Genomic DNA, 16,519 nt, shown 5'->3' with positions numbered 1-16,519 from the left:
AGGGAGAAGTTGTATAGAAAAGTACGGTGTAAAATTTCATCATTAATTCTTTCAATTATAGTATCAACTTAATGGGAAAGGGTGTTTAATATGAAAAAATTCACATCTGCTTTTGCCGCTTTGGCAATGATGGGTTCTGCTTTCGCTGGCGCCGTGGCGCCGGCTCAGGCGCAGGCCCAGACGTACACCGGAACGGTCGATGTTTTCAAAGGCATTGACCTGAATTGCACGGCCAGCATAACTTTGACTCCCGCTACCGCCACTACGGGTACGGCCACTGTCGCCATCGGAGCGCCGGAGCCGACGTGTGCGGCGCTGAATATCACCAGCAATCCGCATAGCTACTCCCTCGTTGGCGGCGCGCTGACGATCGCGGGCATGCGCGTGGAGACCGTCACCCTTGGCAACTGCTTTGGTGATCTGCATGGAACGGTCACGACCAATCCTGATGGTAGCGGGAGCATTGCGGTCGATGATGTGCTCCCGCCGGAAACGGGCACTTTGCCCTGCTATGTTTCGGGGACCGTGTACAAGCCTGCTCCGTAACCAGGTCATTTCTATAGAATACTATAGGAATAGGATGGCGGGCGCGTCCAATGGATGCGCCCGCCATTGCGGGTTAATCATTCCCTGCAATGGAAGCGACGACGCTGGTTTTGGAGTATCTGGGACAGAAGATGGTCTGTGCCGCGAAAGTGGCGTCGCTGGCCATTGTGATGGCCGCGGTGCACGGCATGGAAGCCCATGCCGAAACGGATAAGGGGGACGTCGCGGCGGGGCCGGGTCCGCAAGGGTCGGCTCCGCCGGGCGTTATAGTTTCGCCGGATGACCCCGATGAAATCGTCGTCACGGCCGCGCGCCGCGGCGAGGCCGAGGTGCCGGCCGAAACCGAATTCGGCGAGGGAGAGATCGCCAGCCGCGGCGCCGACAGCATCCAGGATCTGCTGACGCGCCTTGCGCCCTTCATCGACGGCAGCGGCGAAGAACCCGTCATCCTGATCAACGGCAAGCCCGCGGGCTTCGATCGCTCGATTCTTTCCTATCCCGCCGAAGCGCTCGACCGGCTCGCCGTGCTGAAACCGGAAGCGGCGGCGCTCTATGGCGAACGGGCGGGCAAGCGCGTCGTCAATCTGGTGCTCAAGAAGAAGTTCGCGATGCTCAATGCCGATGCGGGCGCCGATTTCGCGACCGCTGGCGGCCGCTATGGCGGGACGCTGTCGGTCAGGCGAACGGCGATCGACGGCGACACGCGCTGGAACGCCCAGGCACGGGTCGGTGCGGACAGCGCCTTTCGCAAGACCGCGCGCCGACTGCCACGGCGGGACGGGGTGTTCGACAGCGTCGGCTTCATTTCCGTGCCCGGCGGCGGAGAGATCGATCCCGCGCTCAGCCTTGCCGCGGGAGAGCGGGTGACGGCCGCTGCCATCCCCGCGGGCGCGCTGACGGAGGTGCCCGGCCTCGACGATTTTGCCGCGACCGCCGGCGACCTCCATCCCGTCGATCCCAACCGCTTCGAAACGCTGCAATCGTCGCGGCGCAACGCCGCGCTCGGGGTCGGCGTTACGCGCCCGCTGGGCGATTTTTCCGTCTCGCTGAACGTCGATGTGAGCCGCAACAGCAGCGACGGGCTGCGCGGCCTGCCGATGGCGTCGGTCGTCCTCCCCGCGGGCCATCCCTGGTCGCCCTTTGCGGGCGATGTCGTGCTGACGCGGCCTTTTGCGGGCGAGCGCGCGCTTCGCGCCGACAATGGTGCCACGTCGCTCGGCGCCTCGCTGACGCTGACCGGCAATATTCGCGGCTGGCAGACCAGCGTTGCGGCGAGCTATGCGCGGAGCTGGGCGGACAATTTCCTTGAAAGCGGCATTGATGTCGCGCGCGTCCAGCAATTGATCGATGACCGCGATCCCGCCTTCAATCCCTATGGCCTGTGGGACGAAGGCCTGATGATCGCGACCCGCACCCGGACGAACGGCGAGAATCTCAGCGCCCGGCTCAATGTGCGAAAGGCGGTCATCGACCTTCCGGCGGGGCCGCTCACCTGGAATCTCACCGCCAACACCGGCCGCAACCGCACGCAAAACCGGGAAAGCGATGCTTCGGGGAATTTGATCGCCTCGAACAGCGTGACGCGCAACCAGTCGAGCGGGCTGATGTCGCTCAGCGTCCCGATTTCGCGCGGCGGTGGGACGGGCGCGGGCTGGCTGGGCGACCTGACCGTGGACCTCACCGCCAACGCGCACGCGATGACGAACAGCCGGCTGCAAAAGGGGTTCGGCGGCAATATCAGCTGGTCGCCATGGCCGGTTCTCCAGCTTCGCGGGGGAATCGATTATGCCGACGCCGCGCCGACGTTCGACCAGCTCGATGGACCGATCGTCACGACGATCAATCGCATCTTCGACTATGCGCGTCAGGAGGTCGCCGAACCCGTCTGGATCACCGGCGGAAATCCCGACCTGAAGCGCGGCCGCCGGCAAAGTCTGGCTTTCTCGGCGACGGTGCGGCCGCTGGGTAACCAGATACTGACCCTCAACTTCGGTTATCGCCAGTCGGTCGCCAAGGGCGGCCTGGCGGCCTTTCCCGAACTGACCCCCGCGATCGAGGCCGCGTTTCCCGAGCGGGTCACGCGCGATGCGGCGGGGCGGCTCGTCGCGGTCGATGCGCGTGCGATCAATCTCGCGCGCGATACCAATGCCGATCTGTCCTCCGGCGTCGCGCTGCGGCTGGCGCTCGGGGGCGGGGAGGGGCGAAACGAAACGGCCGGCGATCCGCTGCAGCTCAACCTGTCGCTCAATCACGGCATGCGGTTGAAAAGCGAGTTGCTCACCCGTCCCGGCGTCCCGGTGATCGACCAGCTTCGCGCCGGCGGGCAATCGCGTCACAGCCTGTCGTTTCAGGCATCGATCGGCAGGCGGGGGATCGGCGGCACGCTCAGCGGCAACTGGAGCAGCCCGGGACGATTGCGGGGGGGCGATGAAGTCTTTGTCTTCAAGCCGCCGCTGAAGCTCAATCTTTCGGCCTTCATCGAACCCGACCGTGTGTTCGGGGTTCCGGGCCAGAAGGGTTTGATGAGCGGGCTCAAACTGTCCGTCGATATCAACGATCTCCTGGGCGGGTATCGCCGGGTGACGCGCGAAGACGGGACGGTCCCTGCTGGATATAGCCGCAACGAAGTCGAGCCGCTCGGCCGCGTGGTGCGATTGACGGTGCGAAAGAAGTTTTGATGGTGCGCACGGTCCATGCGCTTGACTGATGGTGACCCCTACGGGACTCGAACCCGTGTTTTCGCCGTGAAAGGGCGACGTCCTAGACCGCTAGACGAAGGGGCCGTCTGATCGGTGAAGCGGCGCATTAGCCGTGAGTGTTCCCCCGGTCAAGGACTCAATCGGCGCTAATTTAACCGCGCCGCGAATGGCATACCGCCTGCAGCTTGTTGCCTTCCGGATCGCGGACATAGGCGGCGTAATAGTTGGCGTGATAATGGGGGCGGAGCCCCGGCGCGCCCTCGTCGCTGCCGCCGTTGGCAAGCGCCGCGGCATGAAAGGCATCGACCGTCGCCCGGTCGGCGGCGATGAAGGCGATGTGGGTGCCATTGCCGACCGACGCCGGTTCGCCATTAAAGGCCGGGCCGACGAAGACCTTGGGGCCGGTCGGCGTGCCATAGCCCTTGCCTTCGCTCTGCCGCGCGAAACCGGGATGCCCGAGCACCGCCATGATCGCGTCGTAAAAGGGTTCGGCGCTGGCGAAATCGTCGACGCCGATTGTGGTGTGGCTGTACATCGTTGCTTTTCCCTTCGTGCCCTCAGTCGGCCCAGGCCGCGTCCTCGAGGTGGAGTTCGGCGGCCGGCCGGCTGCCCCAATCGTCGCGTTTCGCGCGGCCCGCGAGCCATAGTTTGCGGCTGCCGCGTGCGTGGAGCAACGCCTGACCCAATTCGGTCTCGGCGCTGCGGAACGCGACCGCCTTGAAGCGTGCGCCGTCGTCGCCCGACACGATCAGGCGGACATGGTCGGTGCCGACGATCCCCGATTCGACGATCCGCACCGGCCCGGTCGCGACGCGCGGTGCGGGCCAGCCGGCGCCGTACGGGCCCGCGCTCTCGATCGCGTCGCACCACAAAGGGTTGATCCCGCGCGGCGCGAGCACCGCGTCGATCAGCAGCGACTTGTCGCCGCTCGCGCGCTCGACATCGGCGGCGAGGCGGTCGTTCAGATAAGCGCCGAGCGCGTCGACCTTGTCGGCGGCGACGGTCAGCCCCGCCGCCATCGCATGGCCCCCGCCCGCGACGAGCAGCCCCGTCTCCTTCGCGGCGAGGATCGCGGCGCCGAGGTCGACGCCCGAAATCGAGCGCCCCGATCCCTTGCCGACGCCATCCTCGTCGAGCGCGATGACGATCGCGGGGCGGTGCAGCCGTTCTTTCAGCCGCCCGGCGACGATGCCGATCACCCCCGGGTGCCAGCCCTGCCCGGCGACGATCGCGACCGGCGCGTTGCCGCACGCCGCGCTGGCGTCGATCGCCTGTTCGAGCACCGCGGCCTCGATCGCGCGGCGTTCCTCGTTGAGGCGGTTGAGCTCGACCGCGATGTCGGCGGCTTCCTGCGGGTCCGATGTCGTGAGCAATCGCACGCCAAGGTCGGATTTGCCGACGCGCCCGCCGGCGTTGATCCGCGGACCAAGCGCAAAGCCCATGTCGCTCGCGCTCGGCGGCTTGGTGAGGCGCGCGGCGTCCATCAGCGCGGCGAGGCCGGTGTTCCCGCGCCGCGCCATCACCTTCAGCCCCTGCGTCACCAGCGCGCGGTTGAAACCGGTGAGCCGCGCGACGTCGGCGACGGTGCCGAGCGCGACAAGGTCGAGCAGGTCGATCAGTGCCGGCTCGTCGCGCGTCGCGAAGAAGCCGCGTGCGCGGAGGGTACGGAGCAGCGCCGCGCCGAGCAGGAAGGCGACCCCGACCGCGGCGAGATTGCCGTGGATCGCGGCACCCGGTTCCTCGTCGAGCCGGTTGGGATTCACCAGCGCAAAGGCCGCGGGCAGCGTCGTCGCGCATTGGTGATGGTCGACGACGATCACCTCGACCCCCGCCGCCTTGGCTTCGGCGATCGCGTCGAACGCCTGCGCGCCGCAATCGACCGTGACGACGAGTTTCGACCCCGCCTCGCCGATCTTGACCAGCGCCGCGCCCGAGGGGCCATAACCCTCCATCAACCGGTCGGGGATATAGGCGCCGGCGGGCAGCCCGAGCCCGCGCAGCAACCGCACGAGCAAAGCCGCCGAGGTCGCGCCGTCGACGTCATAATCGCCAAAGATCGTCACCGCTTCCTTGCGCTCGACCGCATCGGCGAGCCGTGCGGCGGCCGCGTCCATGTCGCGGAACAGCGAGGGGTCGGGCATGAATCCGCGCAAGGTTGGCGTGCGCTGGCGGTCGAGGTCGTCGCGCGTCACCCCGCGCGCGAGCAGCAGTTGCGTGACAAGATCGTCGGGGGCGAGATTTTCGGATGCCATGTCGGCGCTCGCGCGCCGCCAGTGCCACGGCTGGCCCTTGATCGAGTGCGTAATCCCCAGCGCCGTTTCGCTCACGACCGTGCCCTCGCGGCGAGGATGCGGGTGCGCAGGTCCTGCGCGGCGGCGAGTGGGATCGCGGGGATCTCGTGCGCCGCGAGCGCGCTGCCGCCGGGGACGCCGAACACCAGGGTCGCAAGGCCGAGCGGGCGCAGGATGAAATCGCTCTTGAGGTCGACGCTTTGCACCGACGCGTGCGGCAGCAGCGTCGTCTTGGGTTTCCACGCGCCGCGCCGGATCGCGACCTGTTCGCCAAGGTCGGCCCAGCGATGGAAACGGGCGCCGAACAGGGAGCCAGCGCCGATCAGCAGCCCTGCGACGGGCCCGAACCAGCCGAGTTCCTGCCCGAACGAAACCGCGACGAGGCCGCCTGTGGTCGCGCCGACCGCGCCGATCAGCCCGCCGAGCGCAACGATGCCGTGACTCCGCTGCCATGACTGGCCGGCGTCGGAGCGCCGGATCGCGACCTCGTCCAGCACCGGGTCGATCGCGTCGAGCTTCGCAAAGGGCACGACCTGATGGTCATTTTCCTTCCCGCCGTCGCTCGCCAGGCTCTGGAGGCGCAGTTCGTGCCAGCCGAAGCGCTGGCGAAACCAGCCGGTGACGAGGATCGCGGCCTGCACGCGCTTCACCGGCACCGCGACGTCGGTGCGCGTCGTCAGGCCGCGGGTGCGGCGCAGCGTGCGCGGCTCACGTGTCAGGCGGAAATCCCAGTTGGCGAAAAACATCGTCGCGATCCCGCTCGCAAAACCGATGAAGATCAGCGAGATGGCGGCGCCGACGCCCGCGACCCAGCGGTGCGCGATCACCCACTGGTCGAGTCCATAATCCTCGGCGATATCGATCCAGTCCCTTGGGTTGAAGACGTTGAAATCGAACGGCAGCAGCCCGTCGAAAAACTGCATGCCCGCGCCGACGACGGCGAGCGCGGCGAGCGAGAAGTTGAACAGACCCGCGAGCAGCAACTGGCGCGGCCCCATCGCAAAGAGCAACCGGTCCTCGGTGGCGGGCGATGCCTCGGGCGCATCGGCTGCAACAGGCGCCGCCACCTCGCCGCTGCGATGCGCGCGGATTGTCGCGCGCAGCGCCTGCGCCGAATCGAGCGCGATCGCGTCGAGGCTCGCGTCATTCTCCTTGCCGCCCGCACCCGTCTCGAACCCGACCTTGGCGATGCCGAGCGCGCGCGCGACCAGCCCCTGTTCGATGCCGACGTCCTGGATGCGGTCGAAGGGGATGGTGCGATGCTGGCGCGCGAAAACGCCGCTTTCGATCACGACCTCGTCGTCGCCGACGAGAAAGCGGAAGCGCAGCCAGTGAAACCACGCTGCGAGCAGCGAGATGAGCAGAAAAGCGCCGATCGCGGGCACGATATACACCCAGTTCCCGGTAAACCCCAAGGCGGCGACCGCGGGCAGGAAGTTGAGCGAGCGCGGCCCGAGCTTGACGACGGCGAGCGCGAGCGTCGCGGGGTGCAGCCGCTGCCAGTCCGGCTCGCTTTCGGTCGCAGCGATGACGGCGCCGTCGCTCATGCGAAATCGGTCTGGATATGCCGGCGGATCGTCTCGCGCATCGCGGCCGCCAGGTCGGCGTGCAGCCCGGGCAGCGTCACCGTGCTGTTATGCGTGCCCGAGGTGTGGACGATCAGGTGCGACAGCCCGAACCAGCGCTCGATCGGTCCCTGCCCGACGTCGATATGCTGGACGCGCACAAAGGGCACGATGGTGTCGGTGCGGAACAGCCAGCCGCGCGCGACGCGCAGCTGCCCTTCGCCGATCCTGTACCCCCAGCGCGACACGCGGCGCGAGGGAAAGCTGACGATCACGATCGCCGCGATCACCCACGCGGCGGCGGTGATCAGCCCGTACGGTCCCTCGATATGGCGGATCAGCAGCGCATCGAACACGCTCGCACCGATCGCGAGCGGGATCAGGTTGAGCGCGGTCGCGATGCGCAGCACCTGCGCATAGGCGGGGTCGACCGGATCGAGCCCCTCGGCGGCATTGAGCGCCTCTGCGTCGAAAGGGTCGGTCGGGTGCGCGGGCGTGTCGGTCATATTCCTCCGATAGTCGGTGGCGGCCCTATGGCACAACCACATTGAAGCGCGGGTCGGCGGGCGGATGGAGCGCGAACCACGACAGGAACGCCATGCGGTCACCGTCGATCTTGATCGCACCCGACTGGAGCAACGCCGGAAACTGCGCCTGCCCCAGCATCACATCGTCGAGCGTCGCCCGGTTTATTATGATCGTTGCGGTCGGCGCGGGGTCGGTCATGCCGTACCGCGGCACCTCGACCCCGCCGCCGACGACGATCGCGACCGCTTCCTGGCTGTCGGGCAGGATGAACTGGAACGTGCCTTTGACCGCGCTCCCTTTCGCGGCGTCGAAGCGCGTCGCGAGCGCGTCGAAAAACACCGCGGTCGGGATCGCGCTGACGAACGACCGGCTCTGCCCGTTGCCCGACAGGCTTTCGACCGCGGTGCCGCGCAGGCTTGCCGCGGCGGCGAGATAATAATTCCGCCACGCGCCTGACTCTGCCTGATAGCCCATCTGGTCATAGGCCGAGGCGAGCGCCGCGCGCGCATCCTTGTTGTTCGGCTGGGCAAAGACGAGCTTGTTCAAAAGTTCGGCCGCCCAGCGATAATCGCCCGCCGCGATCGCCGCCTTGCCCGCCGCGAGCAATTTGTCGGCACCGCCCGCGAGCGCGACATATTTCGGCGCCGATTGCTCGGGCGGCAGCGGGTTGAAATTGGCGGGATTGCCGTCCCACCAGCCGAAATAGCGTTGATAGGTCGCCTTCATGTCGTGGTTGACCGTGCCATAATAGCCGCGCGCACCGAAGTCCGTCGCCTGCCCCGGCGCCTCGGGCGTGACATCGGCGAGCTCGTGGAGCGTCGCGCCGCGGTTGGCGAGGAACAAGGTCCGGTCGTGGACATAACGATAGATGTCGCGCTGGCTGGTGAGCAGGCTGCTGACCTCGCCCGCGCCCCACGTCGGCCAGTGATGCGACGCCAGCGCAACCTCGGCCTTGCCGCCCCACCGGACGAGCGCGGCGTCGATCACCTTCGACCAGTGCAGCGCATCGCGCACCTGCGCGCCACGCAGCGTCAGCACATTGTGCAGCGTGTGCGTGACCACCTCGGTGGTATGTAACGCGTTATACGCGGGGATATAGAAGACGAACTCCGACGGCGCCTCGGTGCCGCCCGCGTCGAGGAATTCGAACGCCAGCCCGTCGATCGTCAGCGTGCCGCCCGTCGCGGCGACACTCTCGGTCGGCTCCATATAACCGATTGTCCCCGACGACAGTTTCGGCCCCAGCCCGGTGTCGACCTGTCCCGTCGGCCCCGGGGCGAGGATCGACCCGAACATGTACAGCGCGCGGCGTCCCATCGCCGTGCCGGCAAGGACATTCTCCGACGTCGCTTCCTCCGAAAAGCCGTGCGGCGCGATGATGCGGATCTTCTCGCGCTTGACCTGTTCGGGGGTGACGATGCCGCCGACGCCGCCGAAATGGTCGCTGTGGCTGTGGCTGAAGATCACCGCCTTGATCGGTAACTTGCCCGATTTCGCCTCGACGGTGTCGGCGAACAATTTCCAGCTCGCCGCCGCCGCCTCTTCGGACAGCAACGGGTCGACGAGTATCCACCCGCTCTTGCCGCGGATGATCGTCATCACCGAAATATCGTAACCGCGAACCTGCCAGATCTTGCCTGGCACGACCTCGAACAACCCGTGCACCGCGTTCAGCCGCGCCTGCCGCCACAGCGATGGATTGACCGTATCGGGCGCCGCCTTGGCATCGAGGAAGGCGTAGGGCCGCCGGTCCCACACAATCTTGCCGTCCTTGCCCGTAATCACCCCGCCCGGAATCTCGGCGAGCTTGCCGCGCATCACATTGGCTTCGTCGCGCGGATCGTCGAGCGGCAGGCGTTTCGCGATTTCGGCCTGCGCGGTGCGCGTCGCCTCGCTCGCGGCGTCCTGCGCCACAGCGGCGAAGGGCAGGGTGCCGGCAAGCAGCAGGGCGGTCAGTCGGCGCATGTCATGTCTCCCCCATGTTTCGCGGCAGCTTGCGCCGCGTGCCTGGGCTTGGCAAGCATCGGTGCATGACCGACGCGCCGCACCTCCTGATCGCCTGGCACAGCCGCACCGGTGGCAGCGAGGCGCTCGCCGCGGCGGCCGCCGAAGGTGCCGGTACGGCGGCAAGGCTGATCGCCGCCGCCGATGTGACGCCCGATGATCTCCACGCCGCGGGCGGCTATCTCTTCGTCGGCCCCGAAAATCTCGCCGCGCTGTCGGGCGCGATGAAGGAGATGTTCGACCGCTGCTATTACCCCTGCCTCGGACGGCTTGAGGGCCGCCCCTATGCGACGATCATCTGCGCGGGCTCCGACGGCGAAAATGCCCAGCGCCAGCTCGACCGGATCGCCACCGGCTGGCGGCTGCGGCGCGTCGCCGATCATATCATCGTCAACACCGACGCGCAGACGCCCGAAGCGATCCTTGCACCCAAGACGATAGCCCCGGATCGCCTCGCCGAAGCGCGCGATCTGGGCGCAGCCCTCGCCGAAGGATTGACGGCGGGAATATTTTGAACAACTTTTTCTCTTTTATTGCCGAAGCTTGACGCCCGCGACAGTATTGATACGGCAAGAAAAACGCAGTTGATATACTCCTCAAGCTTCAGGACCATCAAATAATGCTGAATAGAATTTCTGCCGCAATCGGCCTGATTGCGGTCCTGGGCGGGCTTGGCGATAGTGTCAGTGCCCGCACACCGTCCGTCGCGGAGGCTGAAAACAAGGCAGCCATTGAACAGCTGGTCCAGAGCGAGATGACCTCGCGCGGCATTCCAGGGCTCCAGTTGACGATCGTGCGGCAGGGCAAGATCCTGTTCACCGGCGCCTATGGTCAGGCCAATATCGAGGCCTCGACCCCCGTCACCGAACAAACCAGCTTTCCGATCAACTCGATCAGCAAGGCCGTTGCCGGCGTCGCGGCGATGCAGCTCGTCGAAGCCGGCAAACTCGATCTCGATGCCCCAATAAAAACATATCTGGAAACACTGCCCGAGACGTGGAGCGGCATTACCGCTCGGCAGCTTCTGACCCACACGTCGGGTCTGCCCGAAATCGCGGATGACAATGTTCGGCTGCTCGACGGCGCTGCGCCAGATGCCGCCTGGGCAAAGGTGCAGATGCTTCCCCTGAAACTCTCGCCGGGAACGAAATTCGACTACACCCAGACCAACTATGTCGCGATGGGGAAAATTATCGAGAAGATCACGGGCGAGTCCTACGCCGACTTCGTGCGCGATCGGCAGTTCGATGTCGTGGGGATGAAGCGCACGCGCTTTGCCGACACTACCGGCGCCAAAGCCAGGCCCCAGGCGGCGACGCTCTATACGCATCTGACGCTGCGGATCGAGGGGATGAAGACCGTCGGCGTCGAACGAAGCAAGGTTCCGTTTGCGCGGCACGAACCATGGACAGAAATGGTATTCCCGGCCGGTGGTGTCCGAACGACGTCCACCGATTTGGCAAAGTGGGTCATCGCTCTGCAAAAGCAGAAGCTTGTCAGCAAGGACGGCCTGCAGCAGCTTTGGAAGCCACAGCCGCAAGCGGACGGCACCTATCGCGGTTTTGGCTCGACCATCAATGGCTATGGATTGGGTTGGCCGTCGGCGCGACGTGCCGATCATCCGGCCATCACGCCGGTCGGCGGAGCCCGCGCCGCCATATTCATCTATCCCGGCGACGATCTCTCGATTGTCGTTCTGACCAACCTGATGGGCGCTTCGCCCGAGAAATTCGTCGATAAGATCGCGGCACGATATATTCCCGGCCTGACCGCCGGGAATTGATGGCAGTTCCCCGCGCAAGGCCGGGCGAAAAGCTGACGCAGGCCGCGTCGTAATATATCGTCTATATCGTCGCCCCCGCCTTCGCAGGGGCGACGAACGGTAACGTCGGCAGCGGGCCTCCGCCCGCCGTTTCGCGGTCAGTGCGAGCGATGCTCGCCCTTCACCCAGCGCACCGTGCCCGACGAGGCGCGCATCACCACCGTCTCGGTGGTCATCACGCCGTCGCGGCGGCGCTTGACGCCGCGCAGCAGCGATCCGTCGGTGACACCCGTGGCGGCGAAGATCACGTCGCCCTTGGCAAGATCCTCAAGGTCGTAAACGCGGTCGAGATCCTCGATGCCCCATTTCTTCGCGCGCAGCCGCTCGTCGTCGTTGCGGAAGAGCAGGCGGCCCTTGAACTGGCCGCCGACGCAGCGCAGCGCCGCGGCGGCGAGCACGCCTTCGGGGGCGCCGCCCGAACCCATATAAATGTCGATATTGGTGTCGGGGTTCGTCGTCGCGATCACGCCGGCGACGTCGCCGTCGGGGATCAGCGCGACACCGCAGCCGATCGCGCGCAGTTCGGCGATGATCGCCTCGTGGCGCGGACGGTCGAGCACGCAGACGATGATCTGTTCGGGCTTGCAGCCCTTTTCGCGCGCGACCGCTTCGACATTCTCGCGCACGCTATTGTCGAAATTGACGATGTTCGGCGAATAGCCGGCGCCGACCGCGAGCTTGTCCATATAGACGTCGGGGGCGTTGAGCAGGCAGCCTTCCTCGGCGATCGCGAGCACCGCGAGCGCGTTCGGGCCGGCCTTGGCGGTGATCGTCGTGCCTTCCAGCGGGTCGACCGCGATGTCGATCTTCGGGCCCTTGCCCGGTGCGTTGCCGACCTTTTCGCCGATATAGAGCATCGGTGCCTCGTCGCGCTCGCCTTCGCCGATGACGATCGTGCCGTCCATATAGAGCGTGTTGAACGCGGTGCGCATCGCTTCGACCGCGGCGGCGTCGGCGGCTTTCTCGTCGCCGCGCCCGATCAGCTTCGCGGCGGCGATCGCCGCGGCTTCGGTGACGCGCACCATTTCGAGCACGAGCACCCGGTCGAGGTTGCTGCTATTCGTCATGTTCGCCACTCTCCGTCTTTACTTGTTCCGCCGCGTCGGCATGGTGGGCGCCATATGGTCGCCCGCGCCACTTGTCGAGAACGCTTCACCCGATTCGGTGCCGCTTTCGCCATGAGCTGTGTCGTCGTGATGACCGGGGCGATGACCGCGATGACGCCCGCCGCCGCGCAGACGCAGGGACCGCCCGCGCCGCCGCCGCCGCGCGATGCCGAGAGCGCCGCCGCGAAGGCAAAGGAAATGGTCGACCCGATCAAGCGCTGCAAACCCGCCGACGACGGTTCGATCACTGTGTGCGGTTCCGACACCGATCTGCACCGCCTGTCGCCCGAACTGCGCGCGATCGCGAACGAGGGCCGCGAGGCACCGCCGAAGCTCCCGCGTGCCGAGGCGCAGATGATGATGTGGGACACGCTGCCGCACAATTGGATGTCGCTCGGCGGCCGAGTGAAACCCGGCCCCGAATATAATGCGCTCTACGAAGCGGTGAAGCGCGCGACCGACCCCGAAACGGGTACGCCGCCGACGCCCGAAGAGGAGCCTTAGGCGAAGGTCGCGGCAGGGGCTCCGGCCTTCGATGCGCGGTAGAGGCCGGCGGGAACCAGCGTGGCGGCGGCGAAATAGCCGCACCAGAAGATCAGCCAGACGCTGCTCATCGCCATGGCGGCGATCCGCATCGTTTCACCGCCCACAATCAGATAGCTATGCGACACGAAAAGCAACCCGATCAGCAGCGCGGCGACGATATTAAATGCCAGATAGAGTGCGGCCAGCGACCATTGGCGCGACGCTGTCCGGTGCCATGATTCGCTAAAAGCCGTCACGGGCTCCAGCTTGCCGGCTTCGGCCATGATCGGCCCGATCAGGCAGAGGCGTGCGTTGAACCAGGCGCTGAGCAGGACCAGCAGAATCTGGCGGCCGATCGCGATCGGCGTGCCCTCGGCGCGCGCGACCTCCATCCCGACGGTCAATCGGAAGGGCAGGGCGAGCAGGAAGCCGATGAGATAATAGAAGAGGAGCCCGGCGATCAGATAGGCGGCGCCCGCGACCATGCCGTACATGATTTCGGCGATATAGCCCTCGCGTATCTCGGCAAGCAGCGCCCTCCACAGCGCGAGCATCCCTCCGCACAGCAGCGCCGCGCAGATGCCGAGCAGGTACAGCGGACCCACGATCGACCCCGTGAACCGGAAATCTTCGGGCACGAGGGCCAGCGCGACGAGCACCTCGATGCTCAGCACCGGCTCGCTCGCCAGCAACAGGTAGGGGAGCACGACGCCGAGAAGCATATAGGCGAGCAGCGCCCGCCAATGTTCGCCCGCCAGCATCCGCGCTTCGGTTAGCCCGCGCCTGATTTCGATGTCCATGTCCGCCCCCGTTCCCCGTTTATCGGGGTAACAAAGGGGCGTGGGATTTCAAGCGGAGGTTAAAGTGCGAGGATCGGCATGTGCATCGGCGCGCCGACGACATGGTCCGACGCGCCGAGGATAGCGAGCGCCGCATGGATCGTGCTGGCCGGGCCTTCGTGGGTGACGAGCACGATGACGACGCCGCTGCCGTCCTCGCTGCCGCGCTGGATCAGGCTTTCGATCGAGACGCCGGCATCGCGCATCGCCGTCGCGATCTCGGCGAGCACGCCGATCCGGTCCTCGACGATCAGGCGGACATAATGTTTGCCGATCCGCGCGCCGGCGTCGGCGACGGGCGCCTGGTCGAGCGAATCGACCGGCATCGCGAAGGCGGGGCCATATTCGTCGCGCGCGATGTCGATGATGTCGGCGACGATTGCCGATGCCGTCGGCCCCGCGCCCGCGCCCGCGCCCTCGAAGAACAGGCGGCCGACGAAATTGCCCTCGGCGACGACGGCGTTCAATGCGCCTGGCACATAAGCGAGCGGATGATCGGCGGGGACGAGGCACGGCTGGACATGCTGGTACAGGCCATTCGAATCGCGCTCGGCCATGCCGATCAGGCGGACGCGGTGGCCGAGTGCCTCGGCCTCGCGAATGTCGGCGGCGATCAGCCCGCGGATCCCGTCGGCGGTCACCGCGCCGATGTCGAGCTTGGTCCCGAAGCATAGCGCGGCGAGGATCGACAATTTATGCGCGGCGTCGATCCCGTCGACGTCGAAGGTCGGGTCGGCCTCGGCATAGCCCTCGGCCTGCGCAGCGCTCAGCGCGTCGGCGAAGCTCGCGCCGTTCCGCTCCATCTGCGTCAGGATATAATTGCAGGTGCCGTTGAGGATGCCATAGACGCGCGCGATCTCGTTCGCCGATGCGCCTTCGCGGATCGCCTTGATCACCGGGATGCCGCCCGCGACCGCGGCTTCATATTTCAGCGGCGTGTCTTTCTCTTCGGCGAGCCGCGCGAGATCGAGGCCGTGATGCGCGATCATCGCCTTGTTCGCGGTGACCAGCGCCTTGCCCGCGCCCAGCGCATGGCGCGCCAGCGTCAGCGCCGGGCCGTCGGCGCCGCCGATCATCTCGACGATGACATCGACATCGTCCGCCGCGACGAGCGCGTCCATATCGTCTTCCCAGCGATAGGGGGTGAGGTCGACACCGCGATCCTTGTGCCGGTCGCGCGCCGACAGCGCGACGATCTCGATCGCGCGTCCGGCGCGCCGCGCGATCAGGTCGCGGTTCGCCTCGAGCAGCCGGACGACCCCGCCGCCGCCGACGCCAATCCCCGCGAGCGCGACACGCAGCGGCGGGCGGGGGGCGGTCGGGGCGGAATAAGGCGACATGCAAAGGACTCCGATTAGACGCGGAGCCGCGCCCCGCCGTTGCGAGCGCCCTATCGGCTTTTGCCATGGAAACAAGCCCGGCGCGCCTAGGGCGCGCCGAAGCTGAGCTTTATCCGGTTATGGAAAGCGGCACCGGCCCGCTCCCCCTCCCGGCCTCCCATAAGCTACTATCGTCGGGGAGGCCGGGAGGGGGAGCGGGCCGGTGCCGCCCTCGCCGTCAGGCGAAGAAGATCAACTCACCGGCGCCTTGCGCGTGCGCGTGCATTCGCCGAGCGCGCCGAGGACGACACTATAATCCGACGCCGCCTTGCGCCGATCCTCGGGGGCGGTTCCGGCGAGCTTGCTCAGCGGCAGCTGGCGCGGCAATCCGCAGGCGAGCCGATACCAGGCGAGCGTATTGCGCGCGGGCACCGCCGCCGACGCGTCGACGATCTCGCCGAACGCCGCCGCCCAGCGCCGCGACCCGTCGGCGGCGGTCAGGATCGTCAGCGACACGGGCTCCCCCGTCCGGGTGTTGAGGAACAGCTGCGTCTCGCCTTCGCCGGGCAGGGTGCCCGGAACATGGAAGCCGTTCGCGACGCCGGTGATCGCGGGCGGCGCGCCCGGCTTGACGAGTTCGGTCAGCACCGCGCGCAATTGCGCCTCGGTCGCCGGATCCCAGGGCAGCTGCGCATCGGGCGCGATCAGCTGGACGCTGCCGGTGTTGCTGCTTCCCGCCGTCGCCCCGGCGACGGGCCGGGCAAAGAGCAGGACGGGCTGTTTCTTCTTCAGCTTCGCCGGCTTTCCCTTCGCGTCCTGCGGCAGGTCGACGAGGTAGGAGATTCGCGCCGCGAGCGGCCCCGCGCCGCGAATCAGGCTGACAACCTCGGACTCGACATAGAATCGGGTATGGCCCGCCGCGACTCCGGGTGCCTGGGCGGGTTTGAGCGGTGTGGCCTTATATATACGCGCGTGCAGCGCGATCGGCGCCGCGCTCGCCAGATCGGCGATGTCGGCATAGCTGTACGGACTGGCCGCCGCCGCCGCCGGGGCCGCCTGCATCGCGGAAACGCTGGGGATTCCAAGAGTTAAGGCGAGAATGCCGGCGATAGCGGCCGGGTGGGGGAGGCGCATGATCGTTCCACTTTCCGTCGTTTATGACACCGGTATCGGCGCTGAAATCCCCATCATGGGACAAGGCACATTAACCGCTGATAAAGGGTTTGCGAATGTGCCGCCACCGCGATAGGACGGGCCGCGAAGCGTCCGGCAAAA

General features: G+C 66.7%; 14 protein-coding genes and 1 tRNA gene. 5 read left to right on the top strand and 10 right to left on the bottom strand.

Annotation, left to right across the window (positions count from 1 at the left end; all coding sequences use genetic code 11):
- Positions 1-90 precede the first annotated feature (90 nt).
- Both FG91_RS17230 and FG91_RS17225 read left to right on the top strand, forming a co-directional pair.
- Positions 91-546 carry a hypothetical protein gene (locus FG91_RS17230; protein WP_152568156.1) on the top strand — a complete coding sequence of 152 codons (456 nt, stop codon included), beginning with the start codon at positions 91-93 and terminating at the stop codon, positions 544-546.
- A gap of 89 nt (positions 547-635) precedes the next feature.
- Entirely contained in the window at positions 636-3,224 is a 2,589-nt protein-coding gene (locus FG91_RS17225) for a hypothetical protein (RefSeq protein ID WP_037517291.1), read from the top strand.
- 29 nt (positions 3,225-3,253) lie between these two features.
- On the opposite strand, the gene FG91_RS17220 is transcribed toward FG91_RS17225, so the two are convergent.
- The 6 genes from FG91_RS17220 to FG91_RS17195 form a co-directional block, all read right to left on the bottom strand.
- Positions 3,254-3,329: transfer RNA gene (locus FG91_RS17220), tRNA-Glu, on the bottom strand.
- Positions 3,330-3,396: 67 nt separating this feature from the next.
- The gene (locus tag FG91_RS17215; protein WP_037517288.1) at positions 3,397-3,780 is read right to left on the bottom strand and encodes a VOC family protein; all 384 of its coding nucleotides are present in this window, start codon (positions 3,778-3,780) and stop codon (positions 3,397-3,399) included.
- 22 nt (positions 3,781-3,802) lie between these two features.
- On the bottom strand, positions 3,803-5,572 hold the full coding sequence (recJ, locus tag FG91_RS17210; protein ID WP_037517287.1) for a single-stranded-DNA-specific exonuclease RecJ: 1,770 nt from the start codon (positions 5,570-5,572) through the stop codon (positions 3,803-3,805).
- Entirely contained in the window at positions 5,569-7,083 is a 1,515-nt protein-coding gene (locus tag FG91_RS17205; RefSeq protein ID WP_037517284.1) for a PH domain-containing protein, read from the bottom strand. The genes recJ and FG91_RS17205 overlap by 4 nt, the downstream gene beginning before the upstream one ends.
- Positions 7,080-7,607, bottom strand: coding sequence for a PH domain-containing protein (locus FG91_RS17200; protein ID WP_037517281.1), 528 nt, complete (start codon positions 7,605-7,607; stop codon positions 7,080-7,082). The genes FG91_RS17205 and FG91_RS17200 overlap by 4 nt, the downstream gene beginning before the upstream one ends.
- A gap of 25 nt (positions 7,608-7,632) precedes the next feature.
- A complete protein-coding gene (locus tag FG91_RS17195; RefSeq protein WP_037517279.1) occupies positions 7,633-9,594 on the bottom strand; it encodes an alkyl/aryl-sulfatase in 1,962 nt (653 codons plus the stop codon).
- A gap of 65 nt (positions 9,595-9,659) precedes the next feature.
- On the opposite strand from FG91_RS17195, the gene FG91_RS17190 reads away from it, so the two are divergent.
- Positions 9,660-10,148, top strand: coding sequence for a flavodoxin family protein (locus FG91_RS17190; protein ID WP_037517422.1), 489 nt, complete (start codon positions 9,660-9,662; stop codon positions 10,146-10,148).
- Positions 10,149-10,252: 104 nt separating this feature from the next.
- Complete coding sequence (locus FG91_RS17185) at positions 10,253-11,416, top strand: serine hydrolase domain-containing protein (RefSeq protein WP_081940654.1); 1,164 nt, start codon at positions 10,253-10,255, stop codon at positions 11,414-11,416.
- A 137-nt stretch (positions 11,417-11,553) separates the two neighbouring features.
- Here the strand turns inward: FG91_RS17185 and glpX are convergent, their stop codons facing one another.
- A complete protein-coding gene (glpX, locus tag FG91_RS17180) occupies positions 11,554-12,522 on the bottom strand; it encodes a class II fructose-bisphosphatase (protein WP_037517418.1) in 969 nt (322 codons plus the stop codon).
- Positions 12,523-12,633: 111 nt separating this feature from the next.
- Between glpX and FG91_RS17175 the strand changes: the two genes are divergently transcribed.
- Complete coding sequence (locus tag FG91_RS17175) at positions 12,634-13,065, top strand: hypothetical protein (RefSeq protein WP_235212078.1); 432 nt, start codon at positions 12,634-12,636, stop codon at positions 13,063-13,065.
- Here the strand turns inward: FG91_RS17175 and FG91_RS17170 are convergent.
- The 3 genes from FG91_RS17170 to FG91_RS17160 form a co-directional block, all read right to left on the bottom strand.
- Entirely contained in the window at positions 13,062-13,886 is an 825-nt protein-coding gene (locus FG91_RS17170) for a hypothetical protein (protein WP_037517276.1), read from the bottom strand. The genes FG91_RS17175 and FG91_RS17170 overlap by 4 nt on opposite strands.
- Before the next feature lie 59 nt (positions 13,887-13,945).
- Positions 13,946-15,265: a homoserine dehydrogenase gene (locus FG91_RS17165; protein ID WP_052187794.1), complete on the bottom strand. Its 1,320-nt coding sequence runs from the start codon at positions 15,263-15,265 to the stop codon at positions 13,946-13,948.
- 231 nt (positions 15,266-15,496) lie between these two features.
- Positions 15,497-16,306 carry a hypothetical protein gene (locus FG91_RS17160; protein WP_235212077.1) on the bottom strand — a complete coding sequence of 270 codons (810 nt, stop codon included), beginning with the start codon at positions 16,304-16,306 and terminating at the stop codon, positions 15,497-15,499.
- Positions 16,307-16,519 lie beyond the last annotated feature (213 nt).

The sequence above is a fragment of the Sphingopyxis sp. LC81 genome (assembly GCF_000756375.1).
In the GTDB taxonomy this organism is placed as follows: Bacteria; Pseudomonadota; Alphaproteobacteria; order Sphingomonadales; family Sphingomonadaceae; genus Sphingopyxis.
This window is presented reverse-complemented; position numbering and strand designations above follow the sequence as displayed.

Coding starts and splice junctions, on each gene's coding strand:
- FG91_RS17230 (WP_152568156.1), top strand. CDS start 91: ATGAAAAAATTCACATCTGCTTTTGCCGCTTTGGCAATGATGGGTTCT.
- FG91_RS17225 (WP_037517291.1), top strand. CDS start 636: ATGGAAGCGACGACGCTGGTTTTGGAGTATCTGGGACAGAAGATGGTC.
- FG91_RS17215 (WP_037517288.1), bottom strand. CDS start 3,780: ATGTACAGCCACACCACAATCGGCGTCGACGATTTCGCCAGCGCCGAA.
- FG91_RS17205 (WP_037517284.1), bottom strand. CDS start 7,083: ATGAGCGACGGCGCCGTCATCGCTGCGACCGAAAGCGAGCCGGACTGG.
- FG91_RS17200 (WP_037517281.1), bottom strand. CDS start 7,607: ATGACCGACACGCCCGCGCACCCGACCGACCCTTTCGACGCAGAGGCG.
- FG91_RS17195 (WP_037517279.1), bottom strand. CDS start 9,594: ATGCGCCGACTGACCGCCCTGCTGCTTGCCGGCACCCTGCCCTTCGCC.
- FG91_RS17190 (WP_037517422.1), top strand. CDS start 9,660: ATGACCGACGCGCCGCACCTCCTGATCGCCTGGCACAGCCGCACCGGT.
- FG91_RS17185 (WP_081940654.1), top strand. CDS start 10,253: ATGCTGAATAGAATTTCTGCCGCAATCGGCCTGATTGCGGTCCTGGGC.
- glpX (WP_037517418.1), bottom strand. CDS start 12,522: ATGACGAATAGCAGCAACCTCGACCGGGTGCTCGTGCTCGAAATGGTG.
- FG91_RS17175 (WP_235212078.1), top strand. CDS start 12,634: ATGAGCTGTGTCGTCGTGATGACCGGGGCGATGACCGCGATGACGCCC.
- FG91_RS17170 (WP_037517276.1), bottom strand. CDS start 13,886: ATGGACATCGAAATCAGGCGCGGGCTAACCGAAGCGCGGATGCTGGCG.
- FG91_RS17165 (WP_052187794.1), bottom strand. CDS start 15,265: ATGTCGCCTTATTCCGCCCCGACCGCCCCCCGCCCGCCGCTGCGTGTC.
- FG91_RS17160 (WP_235212077.1), bottom strand. CDS start 16,306: ATGCAGGCGGCCCCGGCGGCGGCGGCGGCCAGTCCGTACAGCTATGCC.